We start from the raw sequence: 25,120 nt of genomic DNA on the forward strand, positions 1-25,120 counted from the left end.
TTCGTTCCCGCCCGCGACATCGGTCACCTGCCGCGAAACGCTACCTCGCCCCCGCAGCCCGATCGCGCGGGCTCGCCGTGAGCGCGCGCGATCGCCGTGTGGGCGCTGGGCGCCCGCTATCGGGCATGCCGGACGACGCATAGACTCGTCGGGTGGGCTGTTCCTCGGCCCTCGAAGGGGGTCGCGATGCGCGCGCGCTGGTCTCTGAATGCGCGCGCGGCTGCACTCGGCCTGTTCGTCACGGCACTGCTGCTGGGTCCTGCCGCGGCAGCAAGCGCGACTGCGCCGGTCACCCTCGGCACCGGCTACGTCCTCGACGACGTGGGTGTCCTCACGTCGGACGAGATCTCGGCCGCGGAAGCCGACCTCGCCGAGTTCCGCGAGGAGTCGGGCCTCGACCTCTGGGTCGTTTTCGTCGACGAGTTCACCGACCCGTCGTCGTCTGCGGACTGGGCCAATCAGACCGCGCTCGACAACGGTCTCGGCCCGACGCAATACCTGCTCGCGGTAGCAACGGAATCCCGACAGTTCTACCTCTCGGGCGACAGCGCGGGCCCCGTGACGGACGAGCATCTCGGCGCGATCGAGCAGAACGCCACACAGCCCGCGCTCGCCGACGATAACTGGCTGGGCGCCATCGACGCGACGGCCGCGGGACTCGGCGAGGCAATCGGCATCACGACCGACGGCGGCACTGATGGCGGTGGAACGGATGGCGGCGCCACCTCGGGCGGCTCGTCCGGCTTCCTCCCCCTCCTCGCGGTCGGCGCTGTGGTCGTCGCCGGATTCGTGCTGGTCGGATGGGTGCTGCTGCGCAAGCGCAAGCGTCCCACCGGCGCCGGAGTAGAGGCCCCTGTCGTGTCGACCGAAGAGCTCGAGCGACAGGCATCCGCAGCCCTCGTCGCCACCGATGACGCGATCACGACAAGCACGCAAGAACTCGGCTTCGCGAGGGCGCAGTTCGGCGACGAAGCCACGGCCGAATTCGAGGACGCTCTCGCCCGTGCCCGCGCGGCGATGACCGAGGCATTCGGACTGCAACAGTCCCTGGACGACGAGAAGCCGGACACGGATGCCTCGGCGCGGGCGGCATACTCTCGCATCCTCGAACTCTGCGCTGCAGCGAACGCCGACCTCGATGCCAAGGCCGCGGCCTTCGACGAGCTGCGCCAGCTCGAGCGGAACGCTCCCGAGGCACTGGTCCGCGTCGAGGACGAGAGGACCAAAGCTGCGGCAGCGATCGAGGCAGCCGATGCCGCTCTGGCCACGCTCGGGACCCGATACGCTCCGGAAGCCTTCGCCACCGTCGCGGACAACCCCGATCAGGCCCGCGCTCGCCTGGAGTTCGCCACGGAACAACTCGCCGAGGCGCAGCGCGACGTGGGCGCGGGCAGGGGCGGCGAGGCCGCCATCGGCATCCGCGCCGCCGAGGACGCGGTCGATCAGGCACGGCTCCTCGAAAAGGCGATCGACGACCTCACGACGAACCTTGCCGAGGGTGAGCGCCAGGCGGCCGCGCTCGTCAGCGAGCTCGAGACGGACCTCGCGACCGCCGCGTCCCTCCCCGACCCGGACGGCCGCATCGCCGCGGCAACGCTTGCGACGCGTCGCGGTCTCGACGAAGCACGGAAATTGCTCGTTTCGCCGAGCCGGCCCCTCGCCGCGCTCGAGGCGCTGCGAGCCGCGAACGAGCAGATCGATGCCGTCATCGCGGGGGTACGCGACGCCCAGGCTCGCGACGAACGCGCCCGCCAGCAACTCGCGCAGGCCATGTTGCAGGCTCAGGCGCAGATCTCGGCGGCCGACGACTACATCACTTCACGCCGCGGCGCGGTGGGGGCGACGGCCCGCACGCGACTGGCCGAGGCGCGCGCTTCGCTTGCGGGGGCGCAGCAGCTCCAAGCCACCGATGCGGCCGCGGCGCTCGGGCAAGCCGGTCGTGCGGCGCAGCTCGCGGCCGAGGCCACGAGCGCAGCCCAACGCGACGTCGGTGCTTTCGACGGCGGCGGCCTCGGCGGGGGTTTCGGCGGCGGATCAGGCTCGAACAGCGGATCCGGGATGCTCGGGGCCATGCTCGGAGGCGTCGTGCTGAACTCCCTCCTCGGCGGGGGCGGCTCGCGCTCGTCGGGCGGCTTCGGGGGGCTCGGCGGACTGGGCGGCTTCGGAGGTAGCTCCCGCGGGGGAAGCTCACGCGGCGGCAGCTTCGGGGGCGGCCGCGCCCGCCCCGCCAGCTTCGGGGGCGGCGGAACCCGAGGACGACGCGGCGGAGGCCGGTTCTGACCCGGCGCCCGGCATGACAGCCGATCGGTGCCCCATGCATCCGTCATCCAGATCACAAACCACAACAGACCACGTGAACAGCCAACAAGGAAGGAAACCGTAATGGCCAAGCAGTCCATTTTCGGCCGCATCTCAACCCTCGTGCGGGCGAACGTCAACGCCATGATCGACCAGGCCGAAGACCCGCAGAAGATGCTCGACCAGCTCGTCCGCGACTTCACGAACAACATCGCCGACGCCGAAACCGCGATCGCCGAAACCATCGGAAGCCTGCGCCTGCTCGAGCGCGACCACCAGGAAGACATCCAGGCGTCCAAGGAGTGGGGCGGCAAGGCTCTCGCGGCGAGCCGCAAGGCCGACCAGTTGCGCGCAGCCGGCGACCCGACCGACGCCGACAAGTTCGACAACCTGGCAAAGATCGCGCTGCAGCGTCAGATCGCGGCCGAGGGCGAGGCTCGTGCCGCCGAGCCGCAGATCGCGTCGCAGACCGAGGTCGTCGACAAGCTCAAGGATGGCCTCAACGGCATGAAGCAGAAGCTCGAGCAGTTGCGCGCCAAGCGCAGCGAACTGCTCGCGCGGGCAAAGACCGCCGAGGCGCAGAACCGCGTGCACGACGCCGTCAAGTCGATCGACGTCATGGACCCCACGAGCGAGCTCGGACGCTTCGAAGACAAGATCCGTCGTCAGGAAGCCCTCGCCGCGGGCAAGGCGGAGCTTGCCGCGTCAAGCATCGACGCGCAGTTCGAGAGCCTCGAAGACCTGGGTCAGCTGACCGAGGTCGAGGCGCGCCTGGCCGAGCTGAAGTCCGGTGGCCCGCAGCGCGCCGCGATCGACGCGCCGAGCCCCGACCTCTGAGCAACGAGCACGACCGCGCCGCGGCATCCGTCATCCCGAACAGGAAGCGGATGCCGCGGCGCGGCGCTTGCGGAAAGATAGGCAGATGACGCGCTTCGTGATCGTCCCGCAATGGCAGGGCTCGTCGTCGAGTCGCGCGATGCAGCTCGTCGACGGGGCGACCGCCATTGCGGGTGATCTGCCTCGATCGGCGTGCACGTTCGTCGAGGTGCCGGCCGAGGCGGGCGAGAGCCTCGAGACGAGCGTGCGGCGCCTGTCTACTCTCCGCCGCGTGCGCGAGTTGGTGCAGGATGCCGTCTCGAACGGTGACGGTCCGGCGATCGTGATCGGTGGCGACTGCGGCGTCTCGGTCGGAGCAGTCGCGGCCGTCGTCGGCGAGGGTGGCGCCGCTTCCGATGTTGCGCTCGTCTGGCTCGACGCGCACGCCGACCTGCACACGCCCGAGACCGTCGTATCGGGTGCGTTCCACGGCATGGTGCTGCGCGCCGTCCTCGGCGAGGGCGTCGAGGGGATGACGCTTCCGGCCGGCGCGATCACGCCCGATCGGGTGCTACTCGTGGGGACGCGGGATCTTGCGGCGCCCGAAGAGGACTACATCGCCAAGACGGGCATGCGGATGCTCCCGGTCGAGAGTCTCGCCGACCCGGCATCCGTTGTGGCCGCGGTCGCCGAGACCGGTGCGAGCCGCGTATTTCTGCACATCGACCTCGATGTACTCGACCCGGGAGCCGTCGCGGGCCTCGCCTTCCCGGTTCCGTTCGGGGCACAGCCCGCAGACCTGATCGCCACGATCAAGGCTCTGCGAGAGCGCTTCCCGCTCGCGGGCGCCGCGATCACCGAGTTCTCGCCGTCGTCCCCCGACGATGCCGTCGACGATCTGGGTACGATCCTCCGCATCGTCGGAGCCCTCGTATGAGCCCCGCCACTCCCCCGGTCGGATGGCGCGAACGCGCCGATCGAGCCGTGCGCCGCGGAGAACTGCTGGACCGATTCATCCCCGCGTTCCTGCTCGACTCGCCCGTCAGCCGCGCCGGATATCTGTACGCGACGGGCGTCGCCTGGGTGTGGGGCGGGTTGCTGAGCACGGGGCGCATCGAACGTAAGCAGGGCCTGTGGGTGTTCCGCGGGATGCCCAAGTGGGCCTTCGCGCGCGGTGGTGTGTGCACGGGCGCATGCTTCTTGACCGGCGACGGCACCATCCCCGCCTCGGTCCTGCGGCACGAGGCGATTCATCGCCGACAGTGGCAGAAGTACGGGATGCTGATGCCGCTGCTCTATGCCATCGCCGGACGGGACCCGCTCCGCAACCGCTTCGAGATCGAGGCAGGCTTGGAAGACGGCCGGTACGTTCCGCGTCAGCGGGCGAGCAAGCCGTAACGCTGGGGTGTGGTGATCGCCGTCGGCGCGACACCGCGACGTTCGGTCAGGTGCTCGAGGATGTCGGCGGTGCCGAGGAATCCGCCGAGCAGGGTCACGCGCGTATCGTCGCCCTCGCCGCAGATCATCTCGTCGGCCCAGGCCGTGACGGCGCGGGTCAGCGCGGCGCCGGATGCACAGGCGCGGCTGGTTCCCGGCTCACCCGAGCGGCGCGACCGGTCGAGCCACGTCAGCGTCATGCGCTGGGGCACCTCGAAGTCCGTGATGTAGGACGCATCCGGCACCTCCACGAAGATGCGACCCGTGGAGCAGAGCGGCAGCGTCACGAGCAGCGCCTCGAGCTCGGTGAGCGAGGTCTCGTCGGCGGTCACCAGGTGCTGCACGCGGCTCGCACGCGACGCACGACGCGTCGTGGTGCGGGGCGCAGCGGTGGGGAGGGAATCGATCGACATGATGCCTCAACTATACCCCGGAGATAGGCGAGCCTTACCTTTGTGGCCGTGAATAACCTGCGCGACTCGATCCCCGGTGCGGATGCTACGGGTGCGGGCGGTTTTCTCATGTTGTTCTCATCTGCGAAGGCCTGATCCGGGTGCTTTTCGGGGATTCAATGTCGGTGGTTGGTCGGATGATTTAGTCATGACCGAATCCGCACTGAACGCCCGCCTTCGGGCTGACGCGCGGATGAATGTGATGCTGCCGAGGCTGATCGAGATCCGTGCGGCGAAAGCCCGGTTGGATGCGGAAGAAGCCCGGATGTTGGCTGAGGCGCAGACGATCGCTTCGGACTGGACCGAAGAAGCCGACAACAGTCGCGTCGGCTCAGACGCCGGGTTCCCGTATCGATCGATCGCGGCCGAGATCGGCGCCGCGCTGCGGGTCAGCGACCGCACGGTGCAACGTCAGATGGGTGAAGCCGCAACGCTCGTGAACGACTACGTCGGGACGCTTGAGGCTCTGGATGCCGGAGTCATCTCGACCGCGCACGTGCGGGCGATCGTCACGGCCGGGGCGATCATCGAAACCGCGGAGATGCGGGCGGAGTTCGAGCAGGATGTGCTGCAGATCGCGGCGACGGAGTCCGCGACGCGGCTGACACCGTTGGCGAAGCGCCGCGCCGAGTGGTACGCGGACACCACGTTCGAGCAGCGCCACCGCCGCGCCGTGGAGGATCGGGCCGTGTGGGTGACCGATGTCGACGACGGGATGGCCGAGCTGCGCGCGCTCCTGCCCGCCGTGGTCGCGCACGGCGTGCACGACCGCCTCAGCGAGATGGCACGCTCCGTGATCGATGCACGGCGGGGTGGTGACGCAACAGGCCCGGATGGCGCCGCAGGCACCATTGCCGGGACCCTCGCAGGAGGGTGTCAGATCGTTTGTGTAAGGGGTGTCTGCTTCTTATGGAAGGACGACACTGATGACCATGATCGACAAAGAAGCTCGAGCGGAGCGACGGCGACGGCAGGAGGAAGGCTCCAGACGGCTGCGTGAGTCGGGGGTGCTGGATGATCTGTTCGCGAAGATTGATGCTGGCGAGGTGCAGCTCGATGGCAGGGACGGGTTGATCCAGCAGTTGATCAAGACGGGTCTCGAGCGTGGTCTGGGCGCTGAGCTGACCGAACATGTCGGTTACGAGCGTGGTGATCCCGAGGCGCCGCTGCATGACAACTCCCGCAATGGTTCGTTCCCGAAGACGGTCTCGACGGTCGCTGGCGATGTCGAACTCTCGATCCCGCGGGACCGGAACGGGACGTTCATCCCGAGGCTGGTGCCGGTCGGCCAGCGTCGCCTCGGCGGGTTGGACGAGATGATCGTGTCGCTTTATGCCGGCGGAATGACGGTGCGCGATATCGAACACCACTTGGCGTCGACGATCGGCACCGAGATCAGTCGCGAGACGATCTCCAAGATCGTCGACGAGATCTCCGACGAGGTCCTTGCCTGGCAGTCTCGGCCGCTGGAAGCGTTCTACCCGGTCATCTACTTGGACGCGATCGTGGTGAAAGTCCGCGACGGCGGACACGTGCGCAACAAGGCCGCTCACATCGCGGTCGGCGTCGATATGGAAGGCGTCAAGCACGTCCTGGGCATTTGGGTGCAGCAAGCCGAGGGCGCGAAGTTCTGGGCCTCCGTCTGCGCCGAGCTCGCCAATCGCGGCGTCCGCGACGTGCTCATCGTCTGCTGCGATGGGCTCACCGGCTTCCCAGAAGCGATCGAGGCGACCTGGCCTGAATCGCTCGTGCAGACCTGCGTCGTTCATCTGATCCGAGCGTCAATGCGGTTCGTCTCCTACGGGCAACGCAAAGCCGTCGCCGCCGCGTTGAAGCTGATCTATCAAGCCCCCGACGCGGACGCGGCGAGGGCAGCGCTGGAGGCGTTCGCGGCCTCCGATCTGGGTCAGGGCAATCCGCACACGGTCGCCGCGTTCGAGAACGCGTGGGAGCGGTTCACCCCGTTCCTGGGGTTCCCGCCCGAAGTCAGGCGGGTGGTCTATACGACGAACGCGATCGAGTCGCTGAACTTCCAGCTGCGGAAAGTGACCAAGAACCGGGGTCACTTCCCGAACGACGCGGCAGTCGTCAAGCTGCTCTGGCTCGCGATCTGCAACATCGAAGACAAGCGAGCCCTCGAGCGGGCGAAGGAACGCGGCAAGCCCTCGAACGAACGCAAAGCCCCACCGCGGCTGGTCGAAGGCGCCGTCACCACGAACTGGAAGAAGGCGCTCTCGCAGCTCGCGATCGCGTTCCCCGACCGAATCAACCCCTACCTCTGACCACCCACCGATGCCCGCTTACACAAACAACTTGACAGGCTCCCTCGCAGGGGTTGAGGCAGAAGCCGAACCCGCCGGCGACATCCGTACGACGGATCAGATCCGTGCGGACATCTTCGGTGACCTGCTCCTTACCGCCGCACCCACCGCCCACGATGGCGGTCCCACCGACCTCGGCGCGATCCGTGCGAGCGTGCAGATCACCGTCCCGGTCATGAACTTGATTGAGAAGCGGATCACGGACCCCTATGAGACCGCGTTCCTCGTCGGGCACTCCCCCGTCGACCCGCAAACGGCGTGCATGCTCACCGCGGGAGCGGCCGGGTGGGACCGGATCCTCACCCACCCCATCTCCGGTCAAGTCCTTGCCGTTGACAGGTACCGACCCAGCGAACAACAACGAAGACACCTCGCGGTGAGGGATCAGCACTGCCGGTTCCCCGGATGCCGGATGCCCGCGAAACGCTGCGATGTTGACCACACCACAGATCACGCCCACGGCGGGGTGACCTGCGAATACAACCTCGCGTTGCTCTGTGAGAGACATCACATGCTCAAACACCACACCGCCTGGACCGTCCGACAACTCCCCGGCGGGGTCCTCGAATGGACCAGCCCCACCGGACGCGTCTACCTCGACACACCCATCAGCACCATCGAATTCGCCCCCGACCCCGAACACGAAATACCCGAACCATGGGCACCCGACACAATCACGCGAGTGCCCGAAGAGCTCGAACCCGACGACATCGAATACGACAACGTCGAATTCGACCCCCTCGAACTCATCCCCTTCTGACCGACGCCCGTGAACACCATCCCCGCCCGTTGAGCGAGCGCAGCGAGCCGAAACGCACGCACGCACTGACGTTTCGACTCGTCGCTACGCTCCTCGCTCAACGAACGAGCACCCGCCCGTTGAGCGAGCGCAGCGAGACGAAACGTCAGCCCACCAATTCGACCGGCAACCAGGTCGAGGGTCAGGACGAGGCGACCAGCACGCGGCGCAGTTCGACGATCTCGTCATCCGCGAGCCCGTGCGCCTCGAGAAACCCGACCGGCGACCCGTACTGCTCACCCAACCGCTCGAGAAGTCGCTGCATGACCGGTGCCGGCGAACGCGTCGCGAGCTGCTCGATGTTGACGGCCTCGGGGTGCACGGCGCGGATCCGCTCGACGACCTCACGATTGCGCTTCTCCGGAAGCAACATCTCGGTTCGCGCGTAATCGGCGATGACGGCGTCGCGATCGACGCCCGCCGCGAGCAGGGTGAGCGCAACGGTCACGCCGGTCCGGTCCTTGCCGACGGTGCAGTGCACGAGCACGGGCTGATCCTCGACGATGGCGCGCACGACCTCGACGACCCGCGCGGCCGACGCATCGATCATCTGCCCGTACATGGCGTCGAGATCCATATCTTGCGCGAAGAACGAACCCACCGAACCGTGGAACAACGGCACCCGAACGGTCTGTGCGGACTCGGTCCCGAGACTCGGCGAGCGCTCGACCTCGTCGTCCGCACGGAGGTCGACGACACGCCTCAGCCCGAGGGTTCCGAGAGCCGCGCGGCCCGGATCGGCGACGGCGGCGAGGTTGCCGGATCGGAACAAGACGCCGTGTCGCGTAACTCCACCGTCGGCGGGCAGACCACCGGTGTCCCGAAAGTTCAGTACTCCGGGAACGAGGGACGCATCGCTCACGCCGTGCTCACGCCCGCAGAACCCTCGGCCGCATCCGTCTCGAGCGGCGGCACGGGATACCGGCCGGCGATGGCCACCCGGTTGAACGCGTTGATGGAAACACTCAACCAGCTGATGGCGGTGTACTCCTTCTCGGAGAGGATGCCACCGACGCGGTCGTAGACCTCGTCGGAGATGCCGCCCTCGTGGATGAACGTGAAAGCCTCCGCGAGTTCGAGAGCCGCTCGCTCCCGCTCCGAGAACACACCCGACTCTTCCCACGTCGGCAACTGCGCGACGAGGTCGGCCGTGCCACCGGCTTCGATCAGACGTGCCACGTGGATCCGCGCACAGTAGGCGCATCCGTTCAATTGCGAGATGTGCAGCAGCACGATCTCGCGCAGACGCTGGTCGATCCCGTTCTCACGGGCTATGGCGCCGACAGCCTTCGAGAACGCATCGAGTGCGCGGAAGGCGGTGGGCTCCGCGCGGGAGAGGTGCACCCGCGGCTGAGTCATGACCCCATTCTATCCGCGCACCGCCCCATGCGACCCGGTCCGAAATTCGCCGCGCCTCGCGAACGGCGGCAGAATGGGCACGACCGCGCTTCCGAGCCGTAGAGGACCCTCCCTGATGAGTGACACTTTCGACGAGTTCTCTTTCGTCGCCGAGCAGGCCGAGGCCGCAGGAATCGCGACACCGGAGACGGCGCACGAGCGCCTCACAATCCCGCTCGAGGATGGACGCAGCCTCAGTGCGCTGCGCTGGGGATCCGAGAGCCCGCGGGTGACGTTCTTGCACGGCGCCGGGCTCAATGCCCACACCTGGGATACCACGATCCTGGCCCTCGGCATCCCGGCGCTGGCGATCGACCTGCCCGGCCACGGCGATTCGTCGTGGCGTGACGACGCCGACTACCGGCCGCGGACGATCGCGCCCGACATCGCCGCCGCTCTGGATGCGTGGACGGATGCCCCTCAGGTGCTCGTCGGCCAGTCTCTCGGCGGTATCGTCGCGGCGGCGTGGACTGCGGCGCATCCGGAGTTCGTCGAATCGCTCGTCCTGGTCGACGTCACCCCCGGAATCGACCCCGGCGAGGGACCCGCGGTGCTTCGTGAGTTCTTCTCCGGGCCGACCGACTACGCAACCCGCGACGAGCTCGTCGACCGGGCCATGGCTTTCGGCCTCGGCGGCGACCGCCGTGCCACCGAGCGCGGCGTCTACCTGAACAGCCGCGTGCGCCCCGACGGCCGTGTCGAGTGGAAGCACCACATGGCCCGCCTGGCCGCGACGGCACTCGCGCCCACCTCCTCCGGGACCACCGAGCCTGACGCCGCCGCGCCCGCGCGCGAACCGGTGCTCGGCGGCCATGGCTGGGACGACCTCGCAGCCGCGCGCGTCCCGCTGATGCTCATCCGCGGGACGCAGGGGTACGTGTCCCCGGCGAACCTCGCGGAGTTCGAACAGCGCCTGCCCCACGCATCCGTCGTCAATGTGGAAGCCGGCCACAACGTCCAGGAGAACATCCCCGTGGAGCTGGCGAACCTCGTGCGCGATCGAATCGCCGACTGAGCCGATACCTCACGCCGGGAACGTATGAGGCGGTTGTGTCGTTATACAAAGCCGTCAGGTCAGAAGCATCCGGCTGAGCGCTCTAGGCTGGGTGATCGCAGCAATGACGCACTCTGAGATTTGACGCACCCTGAGAATTTTTCCAGCCGCGGCGCTCGCACAGCAATCCGACGCCGCGGTACCTGCGAAAGGACCTCCCCCATGTTCCGCCGTCCCGCACTGCTCGCCGCCGCAACGCTCGCGGCCGCAGCCCTCGTCCTGTCCGCCTGCTCCGGCGGCGCCGAACCCGACCCGTCGACGCCCGCTGCCGAGGCCGAGCCCAGCGCCACCGTCACGGTGCGCCTGGTGCTCGAGCCCAGCAACCTCAACATCCGCGAGACGTCGGGCGCTGCCCTCGACCAGGTGCTCGTCGACAACGTCTACCAGGGCCTGATCGCCCGCACCCCGGAACAAGAGATCGTCCCCTCGCTCGCCAGCGACTACACGGTGTCCGAAGACGGTTTGACCTACAGCTTCACGGTGCGCGAGGGCGTCACCTTCCACAACGGCGAGCCCCTCACGCCGCAGGATGTCGTCAGCTCGCTGACCACGGCACGCGACAACCCCGCATTCGTGGACTCGGGACGCCTGGCCGGCATCACGTCGATCACCGCCGACGGCCAGAACGTGGTCCTGACCCTTGCTGCGCCCGACTCGACGCTGCTCTGGACCCTCACGGGTCGCGCGGGCCTCGTGTTCAAGGAGGGCGATGCCACCGACCTCAACACCGCCGAGAACGGCACGGGTCCGTTCACGCTCGCCAACTGGCGCCAGGGCGACAGCATCACCCTCGCCCGCTACGACGGCTACTGGGGCGAGCCGGCAGCGGCAGCCGAGGTCGTCTTCGACTACATCCCCGACAGCACGGCAGCGCTCAACGCAGCCCTTGCGGGCGAGGTCGACGTGCTGACCGGGTTCGACGCCAACTTCCAGGAGCAGATCGAGGCGAACGGCGATTTCGCCCTCGTCACGGGCCCCTCGACGGACAAGGGCACCCTCGCGTTCAACTCGCGTGCGGAGCCGCTCGACGATGTCCGCGTGCGCGAAGCGATCCGCCGCGCCATCGACCATGACGCGATCATCGAGGCGTTGGGCGCCGGCGAGACCCTCTACGGTCCGATCCCCGAGCTCGACCCGGGCTACGAAGACCTCTCCGATGTCGCACCGTTCGATCCCGAGGCGGCGCAGGAACTGCTCGCCGAAGCGGGCGAGGAAGACCTCGAGCTGACCCTGACGATTCCGTCGTTCTACCCCACGACGATCGCGCAGGTGCTGGTCTCGCAGCTCGCCGATGTCGGCATCACGCTCACCGTCGACTCGGTGGACTTCGCGACGTGGTTGCAGGATGTCTACGTCAATCAGGACTACGACCTGAGCTTCGTGTTGCACACCGAGGCGCGCGACTTCGAGAACTGGGCGAACCCGGAGTACTACTTCACCTACGACAACCCCGAGGTGCAGCGCCTGTACGCTGCATCCGTCGCCTCGCTGGACGAAGAGACCGCGGCCGACCTGCTGCGCCAGGCCGCGCGCCTGGTGTCGGAAGACATGGCGGCCGACTGGCTGTACAACGGCCAGTCCGTCCTCGCGGTTGGCAGCAATGTCTCGGGAATGCCATCAACCAACGTCAACGAGCGCCTCAACGTCGCGGGGCTGGGTAAGAGCTCCGATTGATCCGGTACGCGCTGACACGGCTGCTCCTGCTCCTCGCGGGGTTGCTTGTTGCCAGCGTGCTCATCTTCGCCACCCTCAGGGTGCTCCCGGGTGACGTCGCGCAGTTGATCGCGGGCGCGCAGGGCACGCCCGAGCAAGTCGCCGCTATCCGCGACCGGCTGAACCTCGATCAACCCGTCGTCGCGCAGTACCTCGAGTGGATCGGCGGTCTGCTGCGGGGCGATCTGGGCACCTCTCTCATCACCGGGGCGCCCGTCGTCACCGAGCTCGTCCAAAAGGCCGATGTCACCGTGCCCCTGGGGCTGATGTCGCTTCTCATCGCGTTGCTGTTCAGCCTGCCTCTCGGTGTGCTCTCGGCCATCCGCCGCAACCGTGCGGGCGGGACGGCGATCAACGTCGGCTCGCAAGCGCTGGCCGCCGTGCCGGTCGTCTGGGCGGGCATGATGCTCGTCGTGGTGTTCGCGGTATGGCTCGGATGGCTGCCCGCTCAGGGCTTCCCGCGCGAGGGGTGGGGCAACCCCGGCGCCGCCTTCCGTTCGCTCCTGCTCCCTGCCCTGACAATCGGCATCGTCGAGGGCGCACTGCTGCTGCGCTTCGTCCGCAGTGCCACGATGCAGGCCGCGGGTGAAGACTTCGTGCGGACCGCAGCCGCAAAGGGCCTCACCCGCACCCAGGCCCTTCTGCGCCATGGTCTGCCCAGCGTCGGCCTCTCCGTCATCACGGTGCTCGCGCTCCAGGTCGCCGGCATCATCGTGGGCTCCGTCATCATCGAAGAACTCTTCGCCCTGCCCGGGATCGGACGGATGCTCGTGGCAGATGTCGGGGCGCGTGATCTGCCGAAGGTGCAGGGCGAGCTACTCGTCCTGACAGGTTTCGTGCTGCTGCTCGGGTTCGTCGTGGACATCGTCCACCGGGTGCTCGACCCGCGGCAGCGGGAGGCCCAGTGACCAACAAAAGAGTGACCGACACAGCTGTGACCCACACGACAGTGACCGGCGAGAGGGTGCGAAAGCGGCGGGGCAGCGCGCTCGGTCGCCTGTGGCGCCAGTCGACGGGCCGATTCGGCCTGATCGTCGTTGGGCTCGTTGTGCTTACCGCGGCGGTCTCGCTCGTCTGGACCCCGTTCGACCCCCAACGCGTCGAGATCACCGACCGCTGGGCGCCGCCCGGCTGGCCGCACCTGCTCGGCACCGACAACACGGGCCGCGACATGTTGAGCATGATCATGGCCGGCGCGCGAACGACGGTGTTCGTCGCCGTCGGCGCGGGCATCGTGGCCACCGTCTTCGGCGTTCTGCTCGCAGCCCTCGGCGCGCTCACGGCGCGCTGGGTTCGTGAGACCGTGGCGGTGCTGGTCGACATCCTCATCGCCTTCCCCGTCCTTCTGATCGCGATGATGATCTCCGCCGTGTGGGGTGGCTCCCTGTGGATCGTGGTGTGGGCGGTGGGCATCGGTTTCGGCGTCAATATCGCCCGGGTCATGCGACCGGAGTTGCGACGTGTGCTGCGCAGCGACTTCGTCATGGCGGGCAAGGCATCGGGGCTGACCCCCCTGCAGAACCTCGGCCGCCATCTGCTGCCGAACGTCGCGCCCGTCTTCATCGTGCAGCTGTCGTGGTCGATGGCGGTCGCCGTACTGGCCGAGGCGGGGCTGTCGTACCTGGGGTTCGGCGCCTCGGTCACCGAACCCTCGTGGGGTCGGCTGCTGGCCGATCTGCAGGGGTTCCTGACCGTCTACCCGCTCTCGGTCGTCTGGCCCGGGCTCGTCATCACGATTACGGTGCTCGCGCTCAACCTGCTGGGCGATGCCATCCGCGAGGCCACCGACCCCACCCTGCGCGAAGCCCGCGGGTCAACCCGCCGCGAAGCTGGCCCTTCAGCTCGTCGCGCGCGCACCCACATGCCGGAGGTCATCTCGTGAGCCTCGTGGTGCGTGACCTCGTCATCGAAATCGACGGTAATCGTGTCGTCGACGGCATCTCGTTCGACGTTCCGGACGGCACTCGCCTGGGACTCATCGGAGAGTCCGGATCGGGCAAGTCGCTGACCGCCCTTGCGATCCTGGGGCTGCTGCCCGAGGGAGCCGAGGCATCCGGCAGTATCGTCTGGGACGGCCGCGAATTGATCGGGATGCCGGATCGGGAACTCGCTCAGCTGCGCGGCGACGACATCGGCATCGTCTTCCAAGAACCCCGAGCCGCGCTCAATCCGATCCGCACGGTCGGGCGCCAGATCGCGGAGTCGATCCGCATCCACGAGCGCGCGTCGAAGCGCGAGGCCTGGCAGCGCGCCCTCACCGAGGCGGAACGTGTTCGGCTGCCCGATCCCCCGCAGCTCCTGCCGCGCTACCCCCACCAGCTCTCGGGCGGTCAGCTGCAACGCGTGGCGATCGCGATGGCGCTCGCGTGCCGGCCGCGACTCCTGATCGCCGACGAACCCACGACGGCGCTCGACGTGACGATTCAGGCCGAGATCCTGCGCCTGCTGCACACTCTCGTCGACGAGGACGGGATGTCGCTGGTGTTCATCACCCACGATCTGGCGGTGCTCTCGCAGATCGCCACGCACGGCATCGTGCTCGAACACGGGCGCGTCGTCGAGTCGGCCCCCGTCCGCGAACTGCTGACGGCACCGCGCTCCCCCGTTACGCAGGGACTGCTGCGGGATGCCACGGCGACGGTGTGGCGCTCGGCGGATCAACGCGAGGCGCAAGCCCGCGGGGCGGAGGATGCGTCATGAACCGCGACGTTCTGCTCACCGGGCGCGGCCTGACCCGCCGACACGCCCTGCCCCGGCGCACCCTGTTCGATCCGCGCCGCGTGACGACCGCGCTCGAGGACGCCGACATCGATGTGCGCGCGGGCGAATCCGTCGGCATCATCGGCGAATCGGGATCGGGCAAGTCCACCCTCGTGCGGCTGCTGCTCGCGCTCGATACGCCGACGTCCGGCAGCGTGTCCTTCGAGGGACGGGGCGTGGATGCCTCGGCATCCGCTCGCGATCTGCACTGGCTACGGCGGGGCACGGGCATCGTGTTCCAGGATCCGTACTCGTCGCTCGACCCGCGCATGAGCGTCGGCAGGATCGTCGGCGAACCGCTCTGGGCGCTCGGCATCGAGGGCGACCGCCGCGCGCGCGTTCGCGAGGTACTCGATCTTGTCGGACTCGAACCCGGGATGGCCGAACGCTTCCCCCACGAGTTCTCGGGGGGTCAGCGCCAGCGCATCGCCCTCGCGCGCGCGATCGTGCACGGCCCCCGCCTCCTCGTCGGGGATGAGCCGCTGTCAGCCCTCGACGTCACGGTCCGTGCGCAGATCCTGGCGCTGCTGAAGAAGCTCCGGGACGAACAGGGCATGGCGCTGCTGCTGGTCTCGCACGATATCGGTGTCGTGCAGAACGTGTGTGACACCGTGGTCGTCATGAAGGACGGACGGATCGTCGAGGAAGGGCCGACCGAGCGGGTGCTGCTCGAGCCGCAGGTCGCCTACACCCGGCGCCTGCTCGACTCGATCCCCATCATCGATCCGGGAATCTGACCGCGCCGCCACGCACCATGTCCCACTTTTTGGGATGCGCGTCCCACTTTCGCCCGCTCTGACAGCCGCATAGCGGAAGAAAATGGGACATCGTCGGATCGGATGTCCCACTTCGCTGGGGCTGCCTGCCGAGGCTCAGCCCACCCGCCGCGCTCACGCGGGTCAGCGACGGAACAGTCCGCGCTTGTTCTTCTTCTTCGGTGAGAGGGACTTCTGCAGATAGATCGTGCCGAGCCAGCGGCCGAACTTGAAGCCGACCCGGCCCATCCGACCAACCTCGACGAAGCCGAGCTTTTCGTGGAGAGCGACGGATGCTTCGGCACCCTTATCGCTGATGACGGCGACGATCTCGCGAATCCCCGCCTGCTCGCACGCCTCGATCAGCGCCTCCGACAGCGCCCTACCGAGCCCTTTGCCCGCGGCGGCGTGCCCGAGGTAGATGGAGTTCTCTACCGAAAACCGATAGGCCGACTTCGACGACATCGGCTGCACGAGCGCATACCCGAGGATCTGGCCGGACGGCGACTGCGCCACCAGGAAGGGGAGCCCGGCTGTCGCGAGGAGAGCGACCTTGTCACGCCACTGCGCGAGAGTCCATTTCTTCTCATCGAAGGTGACAACCGAGTTGGTGACGTAGTAGTTGTAGATCTCGCGAATATCGGGGATGTCGCGATCTTCAACGGGGCGAATCTCGTACGTGAACATCGGTTCGGGCTGCGGAGGCTTGCGCAGGTGCCGCGGCAGCTTCCGGCGATCGCGATCGTATTCCTCCTCCAGCATCCCGCCAGCCTACGCGGGCAGACGCCAGTCGACTGCGGTCGATCCGGCCTTTTCGAGCATCTCGTTCGCGCGTGAGAACGGCTTCGATCCGAAGAATCCGCGCGAAGCGGACAGCGGCGACGGATGCGGCGACTCGATGATCGGGGTCGCGTCGAGCATCGGCTGAAGGTTCGCGGCATCCCTCCCCCACAAGATCGCGACGAGTGGCCTATTACGCGCCGCGAGCGTGCGGATCGCGAGCTCGGTGACCTTCTCCCAGCCCCAGCCACGATGGGACCCGGACGCGCCGGGCGCGACGGTCAGCACACGGTTCAACAGCATGATCCCCTGATCGGCCCACGCCGACAGGTCGCCGTGCGGCGCCGGTGGGATGCCGAGATCGCTGTCGAGTTCTTTGTAGATGTTCGCGAGGCTCCGCGGGAGGGGGCGGACATCATGCTCCACCGCGAAGGAGAGGCCGATCGGATGTCCGGGCGTCGGGTACGGGTCCTGCCCGACGATCAGTACCTTGACGGCATCGAGGGGACGCTGAAACGCACGCAGAACGCGATCCCCCGCGGGTAGATAGCCGCGTCCCGAGGCGACCTCGGCACGCAGTCTCTCCCCGAGAGCGGCGATGTCAGGGGCGACGGGTTCGAGCGCGCGGGCCCAGCCCGCATCGATCAGACCGTCGTCGGCGAGTTGCGCGAGCGAGCGAGCCATCGGATCAGGAAGCATCCTCTTCGATGACCGAACCCTTCCACGACCACGGGAAGTCAATCCAGAGGGCGGTCTCGCGCCAGGAGTAGTCCGGCATCGCGATCGAACCGGGCTTGGTGTAAATCGTCGCCGAACGCACGTCCGCGCCGCGCTCAGTCAGCAGGCGCACGGCGAGCGCGAGAGTCCGACCGCTGTCGGCCACATCGTCGACGAGCAACACGCGACGCCCGGCGAGGTACTCCATGTCGAGTTCGGGGCGCAGGAGTTCGGGGGCATCCAGGACCGTGCCGATGCCGGTGTAGAACTCGACGTTCAGGGCGCCGCAGTTCTTCGCCCCGAGGGCATACGCCATGGCGCCGCCGGGCAACAGGCCGCCGCGGGCGATCGCGACCACGACTTCGGGGACGAAACCGTCGGCGACGATCGTGCGGGCGAGATCCCGACATGCCTCGCCGAAGCCGTCCCAGGTCAGGTGCTCGCGCTCTCCCGTGTACTCACCCATGCGGGGTGACTCCTTCCCGGCTCATGCCGTCGTCGTGCGTGTCAATTCCGTCTCGCGCTGCGCCGGGGATCACTCGCGGTCCGCGCGAACCCGCAGCGATCCACGCGCCAGGAGGTACTGCGCGGACTGCGCCACAGGGCGCATCGTCACGAGATCCAGGTTGACGTGAGCGGGAGCGTTCATCGCGTAGACGATGACATCCGCGACGTCCGAGGCGACGAGTGGTGCCTCGACGCCGTCGTACACGCGATCCGCCGCCGCCGAGTCGCCGCCCAACCGATTAAGGGTGAACTCGGGCGTGTGCACCATGCCCGGTGCGACCTCGACCACGCGGATCGGCTCGCCGTTGAGTTCGAGGCGCAGGGCGTGCACGAGCATCGCCTCGGCAGCCTTCGCTGCGTTGTAGCCCGCACCACCGGGGTAGGCGACCTGCGCCGCCGTGGACGTCACGAAAACGGCATCGGCATGACCGTCTTCCGTCGCGGCCTCGCGCATGAGGGGAAGCAGCGCGGCGACGAGACGCTGTGTCGAGAGCACATTGACCTCGTACATCCACGTCCAGTCGGATGGGTCGCCGTCCTCCACCCGCTGCGTGCCGCGGGCCCCACCGGCGATCTGAACGAACGCATTCACGGGCCCCGTGCCCCTGAGCCACCCGGCGAGCGCATCGACGTCGGCCTGGTTCGTCAGGTCAGCAGCGAAGACCTCGGCGCCCGTCTCGTGCGCGAGCTCCGCGAGACGCTCGGCGCGGCGAGCCACACCGACCACATCCCACCCGGCTTCGCGGAGAGCCACCACGGTCGCCCGCCCGATTCCCGAACTCGCACCCGTCACAACCGCACGCCTGTTTGCCACGGACCCACGCTAGTCCGCCCCGACGGGGTGGACGAACCCCGGACGCCAGTCCGAGGCTCGTGCACCCGCGCACCGCGCGCATGTCCCACCTTTTCACCCCATGCGGCGCTGTGGCGTGAAGAGTTGGGACATCGGCGGGCGCGCGTCGGCCGGGACGGATTCCGGATCCAGACCGCCGCCGGATTGTATTACGTAACATTTCCCGACCGTTGTCGAGACATCCGTCCATCCGTAGCCTCGCTACAGACGCGACACCCGCCGCGCCCCGCAAACTACAGGAGTATCCATCATGTCCGCACCGGAGAACTGGCGCTTCGAAACCAAGCAGGTCCACTCGGGCGCACAGCCCGACCCGACCACGAAGGCACGCGCGACGCCGATCTACCAGACGACGTCGTACGTCTTCGACAACACCGAGCACGCCGCGAACCTCTTCTCGCTGGCCGAGTTCGGCAACATCTACACGCGCATCATGAACCCGACGCAGGACGTCGTCGAGCAGCGCCTCGCCGCGCTCGAGGGCGGCACCGGTGCCCTTCTCGTCGCGAGCGGCCAGGCCGCCGAGACGTATGCGGTCCTGAACATCGCGCAGGCCGGCGACCACATCGTCTCGTCCTCGTCGATCTACGGCGGAACGTACAACCTGTTCAAGTACACGCTCGCGAAGCTTGGCATCGAGACCACGTTCGTCGAGAACCAGGACGATGCCGATGAGTGGCGCGCCGCCGTCCGCCCGAACACGAAGCTGTTCTTCGGTGAGACCATCGGCAACCCGAAGATCAACGTCCTCGACATCGCGAAGGTCGCGGGCGTCGCTCACGAGAACGGCTTGCCCCTGATCGTCGACAACACGATCGCGACGCCGTACCTCATCCGCCCGCTCGAGCACGGCGCCGACATCGTCGTCCACTCGGCAACCAAGTTCCTCGGCGGTCACGGCACGGTCATCGGCGGTGTCATCGTCGACGGCGGCACGTTCGCCTGGTCGAAGAACGTCGAGAAGTTCCCCGGCCTGACCGAGCCCGACCCGTCGTACCACGGCGCCAGCTACACCACCGCCGTCGGCGACGCGCTCGCGTACATCATCAAGGCACGCGTCACGCTGCTGCGCGACCTCGGCGCTTCTATCGCGCCGCAGAGCGCCTGGCTGCTCATCCAGGGCATCGAGACGCTGTCGCTGCGTATCGAGCGTCACGTGCAGAACGCGCAAGAGATCGCCGAGTGGCTCGAAGACCACGAGGATGTCGCGTCGGTCAACTACTCGGGCCTGCCGTCCTCGCCCTGGTACGCCGCGGCGAACACCTACGCGCCGAAGGGCGTCGGTGCGGTGCTGTCGTTCGAGCTCAAGGGTGGGGTCGAGGCGGGCCGCGAGTTCGTGAACTCGCTCGAGCTGTTCAGCCACCTCGCCAACATCGGCGACGTGCGCTCGCTCGTCATCCACCCCGCATCGACGACGCACTCGCAGCTGACCCCCGAGCAGCAGCTCACGGCGGGCGTCACGCCCGGTCTCGTGCGCCTCTCGGTCGGCATCGAGAACATCGAGGACCTCAAGGCCGACCTCGAGCAGGCGCTTGCCGCGGCCCGCAGGGTCTCGGAGGCCGCGCGCGCGTAATTTCGCGTCACCGGATGCCCCGGGCCCATCCCCCTCGTCGGGGACGCGCCCGGGGCATCCGTGTTTCGTCCCGCTCGAAGGTGCCCGTTCCACGCGCTAGAGTGCCCGTTGTCGAGCGAGACGGCGCCGAAACGGGCACCCTCGTCGACCGACACAACGGGCACCCTCGCGGTCAGAACGGGCACCCTCGCGCGGTAGGTGGGGTGGGGTGACGTAACGTGTCCGCCCCGACGACGCGGGGCACGTCAGAATGGACGGATGGACTGGCAGAGCTCTGAGGACACCTATCCGGCGATGCCGGTGACGGAGGCCGATGCGCGCATGCTGCTGGGCCGACCGCCCGCGACCGGTGCGTGGCGCGACGGCGACCCCGTCGGCGACCGACGTTTCGCCGCGTTCGGGCCGTTCCGCACCGAGGGCGGCGCCGAGCTTCCGAGCTTTCGCCTGGCCTTCGAGAGCTGGGGCGAGCTGAACGCCGCGCGCGACAACGCGGTCCTGATCCTGCACGCCCTGACGGGCGACAGCCACGTCCGAGGTCCCGCGGGGCCGGGGCATCCCACCGACGGGTGGTGGTCCGACATCGTCGGCCCCGGAGCCGCAATCGACACCGACCGCTGGTTCGTCGTCGCACCCAACATGCTGGGCGGATGCCAGGGGTCGACCGGCCCCGCGAGCATCGCGCCCGACGGCTACGAGTGGGCCTCGCGCTTCCCGTATGTCACGATCCGCGACCAGGTCGCAGCCCAGGCGCAACTCGCCGACGAGCTCGGCATCGAAGTGTGGGCGGGCGTCGTCGGAGGCTCGATGGGTGGAATGCACGCCCTCGAGTGGGCCGCAGGACTTCCGAGCCGTGTCGCCCGCGCGGCGATCATTGCGGCTCCGCCGATCAACACCGCCGATCAGATCGCGCTCAACTCGGTGCAGCTCGACGCGATCGCCATCGACCCACGATTCCAGCGCGGTGAGTATTACGACGCGGGCGACGGGGACGGCCCGCATCGCGGACTCGCCCTCGCCCGACGCATGGCGCTGCTGAACTACCGCAGCCCCACCGAGCTCAACCAGCGATTCCAGCGGTCATGGCAGTCGGGAGTGAGCCCCCTCGGTCACGGCGGACGCTTCGCGGTCGAGTCCTATCTCGACTTCCATGGCAACCGCTTCACCCGCCGTTTCGACGCGAACAGCTACGTCCGTCTTGTCGAGGCGATGAACTCCCACGACGTCGGGCGCGATCGCGGCGGCGTCGAACAGGCCCTGGCACAGGTCACCGCACGAACACTCGTGCTCGGAATCGACAGCGATCGTCTTTTCCCCGTCGAAGGACAGGAACGGATCGCCCGCGCGATCCCGAACACGCTCGACGGAAACTCCCCCAGCGTCATAACGAGCGACTACGGGCACGACGGGTTCCTCATCGAGACACACGTCGTCGGCGCGCACCTGCGACGACTGCTCGAGGACTAGTCGGCGCGGCCGCCGGCGCTCCTATCGCAGCTGAGCGAAACCCTCCGCAGAACGCGTCTTGCCCACCACGAGGATCGTGTCGCCCTCGCGCAGCACGGTCTGATTGTCCGCGTTATCCCACACGTCGTCGTGTTGGTAGGCCGCGATCGTGACCCCGTGGGACTTGCGCAGTCCCGTCGAGCCGAGTGGAACATCCTGGATCGATGCCGGTACGGGAGCCTTGACCATCGCGTAGCCCGGCGCGATCTCGATGAAGTCGAGGGCCGCTCCGCGAACGAGGTGTGCCACCCGGCGGCCCATGTCCTTCTCGGGATAGATCACCTTGTGCACCCCGAGCTGCTCCAGAATCAGCCCGTGCTCGTCGTTGACGGCCTTGGCCCAGATCACCGGGATGTCCATATTGAGCAGCACGGAACAGGTCAGGATGGATGCCGAGATGTTCCCGCCGATCGACACGACGACGCGGTCGAACTCGTCGATCGCGAGCTGGTGCAGCACCTCGCGTTTGGTGGAGTCGGCGCGCACGACCTGCGTGAGCTCGCCGTTGAGGGACTGGACGATGTCTTCATCGAGGTCGATGCCGAGCACCTCGGTGCCGGATGCCATGAGCTCGAGCGCGAGCGAACGTCCGAATCTGCCGAGGCCGATCACGGCGACCGAGTCCGCCTCGGCGATGCGCCGCGATCGTTCGCTGGCGCCGAACTGCGGGAACTTAGCCAATGGCCGGCCTTTCTTTCGGAAGTTCGTACAGGATCCGTCGCTCGCGGAGCGCAAGGGCCGGACCGAGGGTGAGTGGGCCGATGCGGCCGAGGAACATCAGGATGACCAGGACGACCTGCGCGCTCTCGGGCAGGGACGCGGTGATGCCCGTCGACATCCCGACCGTCGCGAACGCCGAAACCGTCTCGAACAGGGATTTGTCGAGGTTCTCGCCGCTCAAGAACATGATGAGCGCGGTGCCCGCGATCACCGCGGCAACGGCCAACAGGACGACCGTGATCGCCTGACGGTGAACCGCGCGAGAGAGGCGCTTGCCGAAGATGTTGACCGCACCCTCACCGCGCAGTTCGGTCACGAGGATGAAGAACAGCACGGCGAACGTCGTCACCTTGATGCCGCCCGCGGTTCCCGCGGGGCCGCCACCGATGAACATCAGGACGTCCATGCCCAGCCAGGTCTCGTCATGCATGTCACCCACGTCGACCGAGTTGAAGCCCGCGGTCCTGGTCTGCACCGATTGGAAGAATCCGGCGAGAACGCGCGACCACGGGTCGAGTCCGCCGAGGGTTTCGGGATTGCTCCACTCGACAGCCGTGATGTAGACGGTTCCTGCAACGAGTAGCACGGCGGTGACCGCCAGCACGAGGTTGGTGTTCATCGACCAATGAAGCGGGCGACGGAACTCGCGGCGGAGCTGCATGATCACGGGGAAGCCAAGTCCGCCCAGGATGATCGCCGCACAAATCGGCAGGCAGATGAACGGATCGCTCACGAAGCCCATCAGGCTGTCGCTGTAGAGCGCGAACCCCGCGTTGTTGAAGGCCGAGACCGCGTGGAACAGGGCGAACCAGGCGGCTTCGCCCACGGTGTAGCCGTAGCCGAGGAGGAACCGCAGGAAGAGCAGAATGAACGCGCCGGCCTCGATGATCACCGAGATCAGGACGATGCGGCGGACGAGCCCGCGTACGTCCTCGAGCCCAGCGTCTTCGCCTCGGCTGCGGTGTTCAGCCGCGACCGGACGGACATCTTGCGCGCCAGCACGACCCCGATCAGGGCCGCGAAGATCATGATGCCCAGGCCGCCGAGTTGGATCCGAACCAGGATGACGACCTGCCCGAAGCCCGTCCAGAAAACCGGGGTATCGACGACGATGAGCCCGGTGACACACACGGCGCTCGTTGCCGTGAAGAGCGCCTCGACGAAGCTCGCCCCGCCCGGCCCGACTCTGGCGATCGGGAGCATGAGCAGAGCGGTACCTACGGCGATCGCCGCGGCGAACCCGAGCACGACGGCCTGGGCGGGTTGCAGGTGATGGCGCGACAGTCCCTTTTGCCGACCCCGCCCCGCCGTCCGACCGCGCGCTGCCGCCGCGGCCGGCGTTCTCTTCCTCACCGCAGGACTGTACTCCCCGTCGCGGGTTCCGGAAGTGTCCGCCGGACGCTCGCGGTGGAACGGGACTCGAGCGCGAAAGCGACAACGGCGATGCCCACACCGAGTGCGGCGAGCGTCGCACCGACCCACGACGGCATCACGAAGCCCCACCCGAGCGCGATCACGACGCCGCCGAGGGCGGCACCGAGGCTGTTGCCGATATTGAGGGCCGAGTGATTGAGGGCCGCGGCGATCGTCTGGTTGTCACCCGCGACATCCATGAGTCGCGTCTGGATCGCCGGGCTGGTGACCGCGGACGCAACGCCGATGAGGAAGATGAAGACGATGAGCGGCACGATGTACGCCGCGGTCGCCGCCAGAAGCGCCTGCACCACTACGAGCACCGCGAGACCCCCGATGAGGGTTGCGCGCAGATTCTTGTCGGCCAGTACCCCGCCGAGGAGGTTGCCGACCATCATCCCGACGCCCATCACGACGAGCACGATCGGCACGACCCACAGAGGGCTGCCCGAGATCTCGGTGACCAGGGGTGAGATGTAGCTGTACACCGCGAAGAACCCGCCGAATCCGATGGCGCCGATCGCGAGCGTCAGCCACACCTGGCCAATTCGGAAGACAGCTAGTTCGGCCCGGAAGGTGCGCCCTGCATCCCCCGTGTGAGCAGGCACGAACACCCAGACCATCACGGTGCCGGCCGCGAAGATCGCGGCAACGACGAGGAAAGCCAGCCGCCATCCGCTCGCCTGCCCGAGGAACGTGCCGACCGGCACGCCCACGACGTTGGCGACCGTCAGGCCCATCAGCACGATCGCGACGCCCTTCGCGCGCTTGCCGGGTCCCAGCACATCGGCGGCGATGAGAGCGCCCATCCCGAAGAACGCGCCATGCGGCAGGCCTGCGAAGAAGCGAGACAGAGCGACGAGCTCGAATGTGGGGGCGATGACCGTGAGCACGGTGAAAAGCGTGAGCGCGGCGGCCAGAGCCACGATCACCCGGTTGCGCGGAAAACGGGCCACAAGCCCCGAGATCGTCGGCGCCCCGACGACCACGCCCAGCGCATAGAGCGAGATCAGCCACCCAGCCTGGGCGATCGCGTCGTCCGGCGAATTCGCCCAGACGCTCGGCAGCAGATCACGTGCGATCTCGGGAAGCAGACCCATGATGACGAACTCGGTCATGCCGATTCCGAAGCTGCCGACCGCGAGCGAGATGAGTGCCCAGGTGGCGACCCGTCGGGACGGGACGCGAGATGAGCCGATATCGGAAGGCGCTGCGGATGTCACCGAGCGATCCTATCCCGCGTTTCGAAAC

The 25,120-nt window shown here is 67.8% G+C and carries 24 protein-coding genes and 1 pseudogene; 15 read left to right on the forward strand and 10 right to left on the reverse strand.

Annotated features, from left to right (window positions below; genetic code table 11):
• The first annotated feature begins 186 nt into the window (after nucleotides 1–186).
• The 4 genes from CGU34_RS17550 (at nucleotide 187) to CGU34_RS10375 (ending at nucleotide 4,512) form a co-directional block, all read left to right on the forward strand.
• A complete protein-coding gene (locus CGU34_RS17550) occupies nucleotides 187–2,280 on the forward strand; it encodes a TPM domain-containing protein (RefSeq protein WP_100814053.1) in 2,094 nt (697 codons plus the stop codon).
• A gap of 102 nt (nucleotides 2,281–2,382) precedes the next feature.
• Entirely contained in the window at nucleotides 2,383–3,135 is a 753-nt protein-coding gene (locus tag CGU34_RS10365) for a PspA/IM30 family protein (RefSeq protein ID WP_036300614.1), read from the forward strand.
• 85 nt (nucleotides 3,136–3,220) lie between these two features.
• Nucleotides 3,221–4,051: an arginase family protein gene (locus CGU34_RS10370; protein ID WP_100814054.1), complete on the forward strand. Its 831-nt coding sequence runs from the start codon at nucleotides 3,221–3,223 to the stop codon at nucleotides 4,049–4,051.
• Nucleotides 4,048–4,512: a hypothetical protein gene (locus tag CGU34_RS10375; protein ID WP_036300610.1), complete on the forward strand. Its 465-nt coding sequence runs from the start codon at nucleotides 4,048–4,050 to the stop codon at nucleotides 4,510–4,512. Before CGU34_RS10370 ends, CGU34_RS10375 begins: the two co-directional genes overlap by 4 nt.
• Here CGU34_RS10375 and CGU34_RS10380 read toward each other — a convergent pair.
• Nucleotides 4,491–4,964, reverse strand: coding sequence for an SIP domain-containing protein (locus CGU34_RS10380; RefSeq protein WP_100814055.1), 474 nt, complete (start codon nucleotides 4,962–4,964; stop codon nucleotides 4,491–4,493). The genes CGU34_RS10375 and CGU34_RS10380 overlap by 22 nt on opposite strands.
• Nucleotides 4,965–5,151: 187 nt before the next feature.
• Here CGU34_RS10380 and CGU34_RS10385 point away from each other — a divergent pair, with 187 nt between their 5' ends.
• From CGU34_RS10385 to CGU34_RS10395, 3 genes are read left to right on the forward strand one after another with little or no spacing between them, the layout of a single operon-like run.
• Nucleotides 5,152–6,003, forward strand: coding sequence for a DUF222 domain-containing protein (locus CGU34_RS10385; RefSeq protein WP_157811278.1), 852 nt, complete (start codon nucleotides 5,152–5,154; stop codon nucleotides 6,001–6,003).
• On the forward strand, nucleotides 5,936–7,285 hold the full coding sequence (locus CGU34_RS10390) for an IS256 family transposase (protein WP_100813506.1): 1,350 nt from the start codon (nucleotides 5,936–5,938) through the stop codon (nucleotides 7,283–7,285). The genes CGU34_RS10385 and CGU34_RS10390 overlap by 68 nt, the downstream gene beginning before the upstream one ends.
• A 31-nt stretch (nucleotides 7,286–7,316) precedes the next feature.
• A complete protein-coding gene (locus CGU34_RS10395; protein WP_157811279.1) occupies nucleotides 7,317–8,084 on the forward strand; it encodes an HNH endonuclease signature motif containing protein in 768 nt (255 codons plus the stop codon).
• A gap of 181 nt (nucleotides 8,085–8,265) precedes the next feature.
• Here the strand turns inward: CGU34_RS10395 and CGU34_RS10400 are convergent, their stop codons facing one another.
• Together CGU34_RS10400 and CGU34_RS10405 are read right to left on the reverse strand one after the other, a co-directional pair.
• On the reverse strand, nucleotides 8,266–8,985 hold the full coding sequence (locus tag CGU34_RS10400; RefSeq protein WP_036302041.1) for a tyrosine-protein phosphatase: 720 nt from the start codon (nucleotides 8,983–8,985) through the stop codon (nucleotides 8,266–8,268).
• On the reverse strand, nucleotides 8,982–9,482 hold the full coding sequence (locus tag CGU34_RS10405) for a carboxymuconolactone decarboxylase family protein (RefSeq protein WP_036302039.1): 501 nt from the start codon (nucleotides 9,480–9,482) through the stop codon (nucleotides 8,982–8,984). Before CGU34_RS10405 ends, CGU34_RS10400 begins: the two co-directional genes overlap by 4 nt.
• A 115-nt stretch (nucleotides 9,483–9,597) precedes the next feature.
• On the opposite strand from CGU34_RS10405, the gene CGU34_RS10410 reads away from it, so the two are divergent.
• The 6 genes from CGU34_RS10410 to CGU34_RS10435 all read left to right on the forward strand — a co-directional run bounded on the left by CGU34_RS10410 (nucleotide 9,598) and on the right by CGU34_RS10435 (nucleotide 15,785).
• Nucleotides 9,598–10,536: an alpha/beta fold hydrolase gene (locus CGU34_RS10410; RefSeq protein ID WP_036302037.1), complete on the forward strand. Its 939-nt coding sequence runs from the start codon at nucleotides 9,598–9,600 to the stop codon at nucleotides 10,534–10,536.
• Between the two features lie 201 nt (nucleotides 10,537–10,737).
• Entirely contained in the window at nucleotides 10,738–12,249 is a 1,512-nt protein-coding gene (locus CGU34_RS10415; protein WP_100814058.1) for an ABC transporter substrate-binding protein, read from the forward strand.
• Nucleotides 12,246–13,196: an ABC transporter permease gene (locus tag CGU34_RS10420; RefSeq protein ID WP_036302018.1), complete on the forward strand. Its 951-nt coding sequence runs from the start codon at nucleotides 12,246–12,248 to the stop codon at nucleotides 13,194–13,196. The genes CGU34_RS10415 and CGU34_RS10420 overlap by 4 nt, the downstream gene beginning before the upstream one ends.
• Nucleotides 13,197–13,252: 56 nt before the next feature.
• Nucleotides 13,253–14,170, forward strand: a complete 918-nt coding sequence (locus CGU34_RS10425) for an ABC transporter permease (RefSeq protein ID WP_036302029.1) — start codon at nucleotides 13,253–13,255, stop codon at nucleotides 14,168–14,170.
• A complete protein-coding gene (locus CGU34_RS10430; RefSeq protein ID WP_036302016.1) occupies nucleotides 14,167–14,988 on the forward strand; it encodes an ABC transporter ATP-binding protein in 822 nt (273 codons plus the stop codon). Before CGU34_RS10425 ends, CGU34_RS10430 begins: the two co-directional genes overlap by 4 nt.
• On the forward strand, nucleotides 14,985–15,785 hold the full coding sequence (locus CGU34_RS10435; protein WP_036302014.1) for an ABC transporter ATP-binding protein: 801 nt from the start codon (nucleotides 14,985–14,987) through the stop codon (nucleotides 15,783–15,785). Before CGU34_RS10430 ends, CGU34_RS10435 begins: the two co-directional genes overlap by 4 nt.
• A gap of 162 nt (nucleotides 15,786–15,947) precedes the next feature.
• On the opposite strand, the gene CGU34_RS10440 is transcribed toward CGU34_RS10435, so the two are convergent.
• The 4 genes from CGU34_RS10440 to CGU34_RS10455 form a co-directional block, all read right to left on the reverse strand.
• Nucleotides 15,948–16,565 (reverse strand): GNAT family N-acetyltransferase, encoded by a 618-nt coding sequence (locus tag CGU34_RS10440; protein WP_100814059.1) that lies wholly within the window; start codon nucleotides 16,563–16,565, stop codon nucleotides 15,948–15,950.
• Nucleotides 16,566–16,574: 9 nt separating this feature from the next.
• A complete protein-coding gene (locus CGU34_RS10445) occupies nucleotides 16,575–17,267 on the reverse strand; it encodes a uracil-DNA glycosylase (RefSeq protein ID WP_100814060.1) in 693 nt (230 codons plus the stop codon).
• A gap of 4 nt (nucleotides 17,268–17,271) precedes the next feature.
• A complete protein-coding gene (locus tag CGU34_RS10450; protein WP_100814061.1) occupies nucleotides 17,272–17,766 on the reverse strand; it encodes a phosphoribosyltransferase in 495 nt (164 codons plus the stop codon).
• Nucleotides 17,767–17,835: 69 nt separating this feature from the next.
• A complete protein-coding gene (locus tag CGU34_RS10455; protein WP_100814062.1) occupies nucleotides 17,836–18,621 on the reverse strand; it encodes an SDR family oxidoreductase in 786 nt (261 codons plus the stop codon).
• A gap of 289 nt (nucleotides 18,622–18,910) precedes the next feature.
• Between CGU34_RS10455 and CGU34_RS10460 the strand changes: the two genes are divergently transcribed.
• The gene (locus CGU34_RS10460) at nucleotides 18,911–20,233 is read left to right on the forward strand and encodes a bifunctional o-acetylhomoserine/o-acetylserine sulfhydrylase (RefSeq protein WP_100814063.1); all 1,323 of its coding nucleotides are present in this window, start codon (nucleotides 18,911–18,913) and stop codon (nucleotides 20,231–20,233) included.
• A 258-nt stretch (nucleotides 20,234–20,491) separates the two neighbouring features.
• Complete coding sequence (gene metX / locus CGU34_RS10465) at nucleotides 20,492–21,697, forward strand: homoserine O-acetyltransferase MetX (protein ID WP_036302003.1); 1,206 nt, start codon at nucleotides 20,492–20,494, stop codon at nucleotides 21,695–21,697.
• A 21-nt stretch (nucleotides 21,698–21,718) separates the two neighbouring features.
• Here the strand turns inward: metX and CGU34_RS10470 are convergent, their stop codons facing one another.
• From CGU34_RS10470 to CGU34_RS10480, 3 genes and pseudogenes are all read right to left on the reverse strand, one after another.
• A complete protein-coding gene (locus tag CGU34_RS10470; RefSeq protein WP_036302002.1) occupies nucleotides 21,719–22,417 on the reverse strand; it encodes a potassium channel family protein in 699 nt (232 codons plus the stop codon).
• Nucleotides 22,410–23,740, reverse strand: a pseudogene (locus tag CGU34_RS10475) (TrkH family potassium uptake protein). Before CGU34_RS10475 ends, CGU34_RS10470 begins: the two are co-directional and overlap by 8 nt.
• A 65-nt stretch (nucleotides 23,741–23,805) precedes the next feature.
• Nucleotides 23,806–25,068, reverse strand: coding sequence for an MFS transporter (locus CGU34_RS10480; RefSeq protein ID WP_036302027.1), 1,263 nt, complete (start codon nucleotides 25,066–25,068; stop codon nucleotides 23,806–23,808).
• Nucleotides 25,069–25,120: the final 52 nt, after the last annotated feature.

This window comes from Microbacterium lacus (genome assembly GCF_002812805.1).
Taxonomy (GTDB): domain Bacteria; phylum Actinomycetota; class Actinomycetes; order Actinomycetales; family Microbacteriaceae; genus Microbacterium; species Microbacterium lacus_A.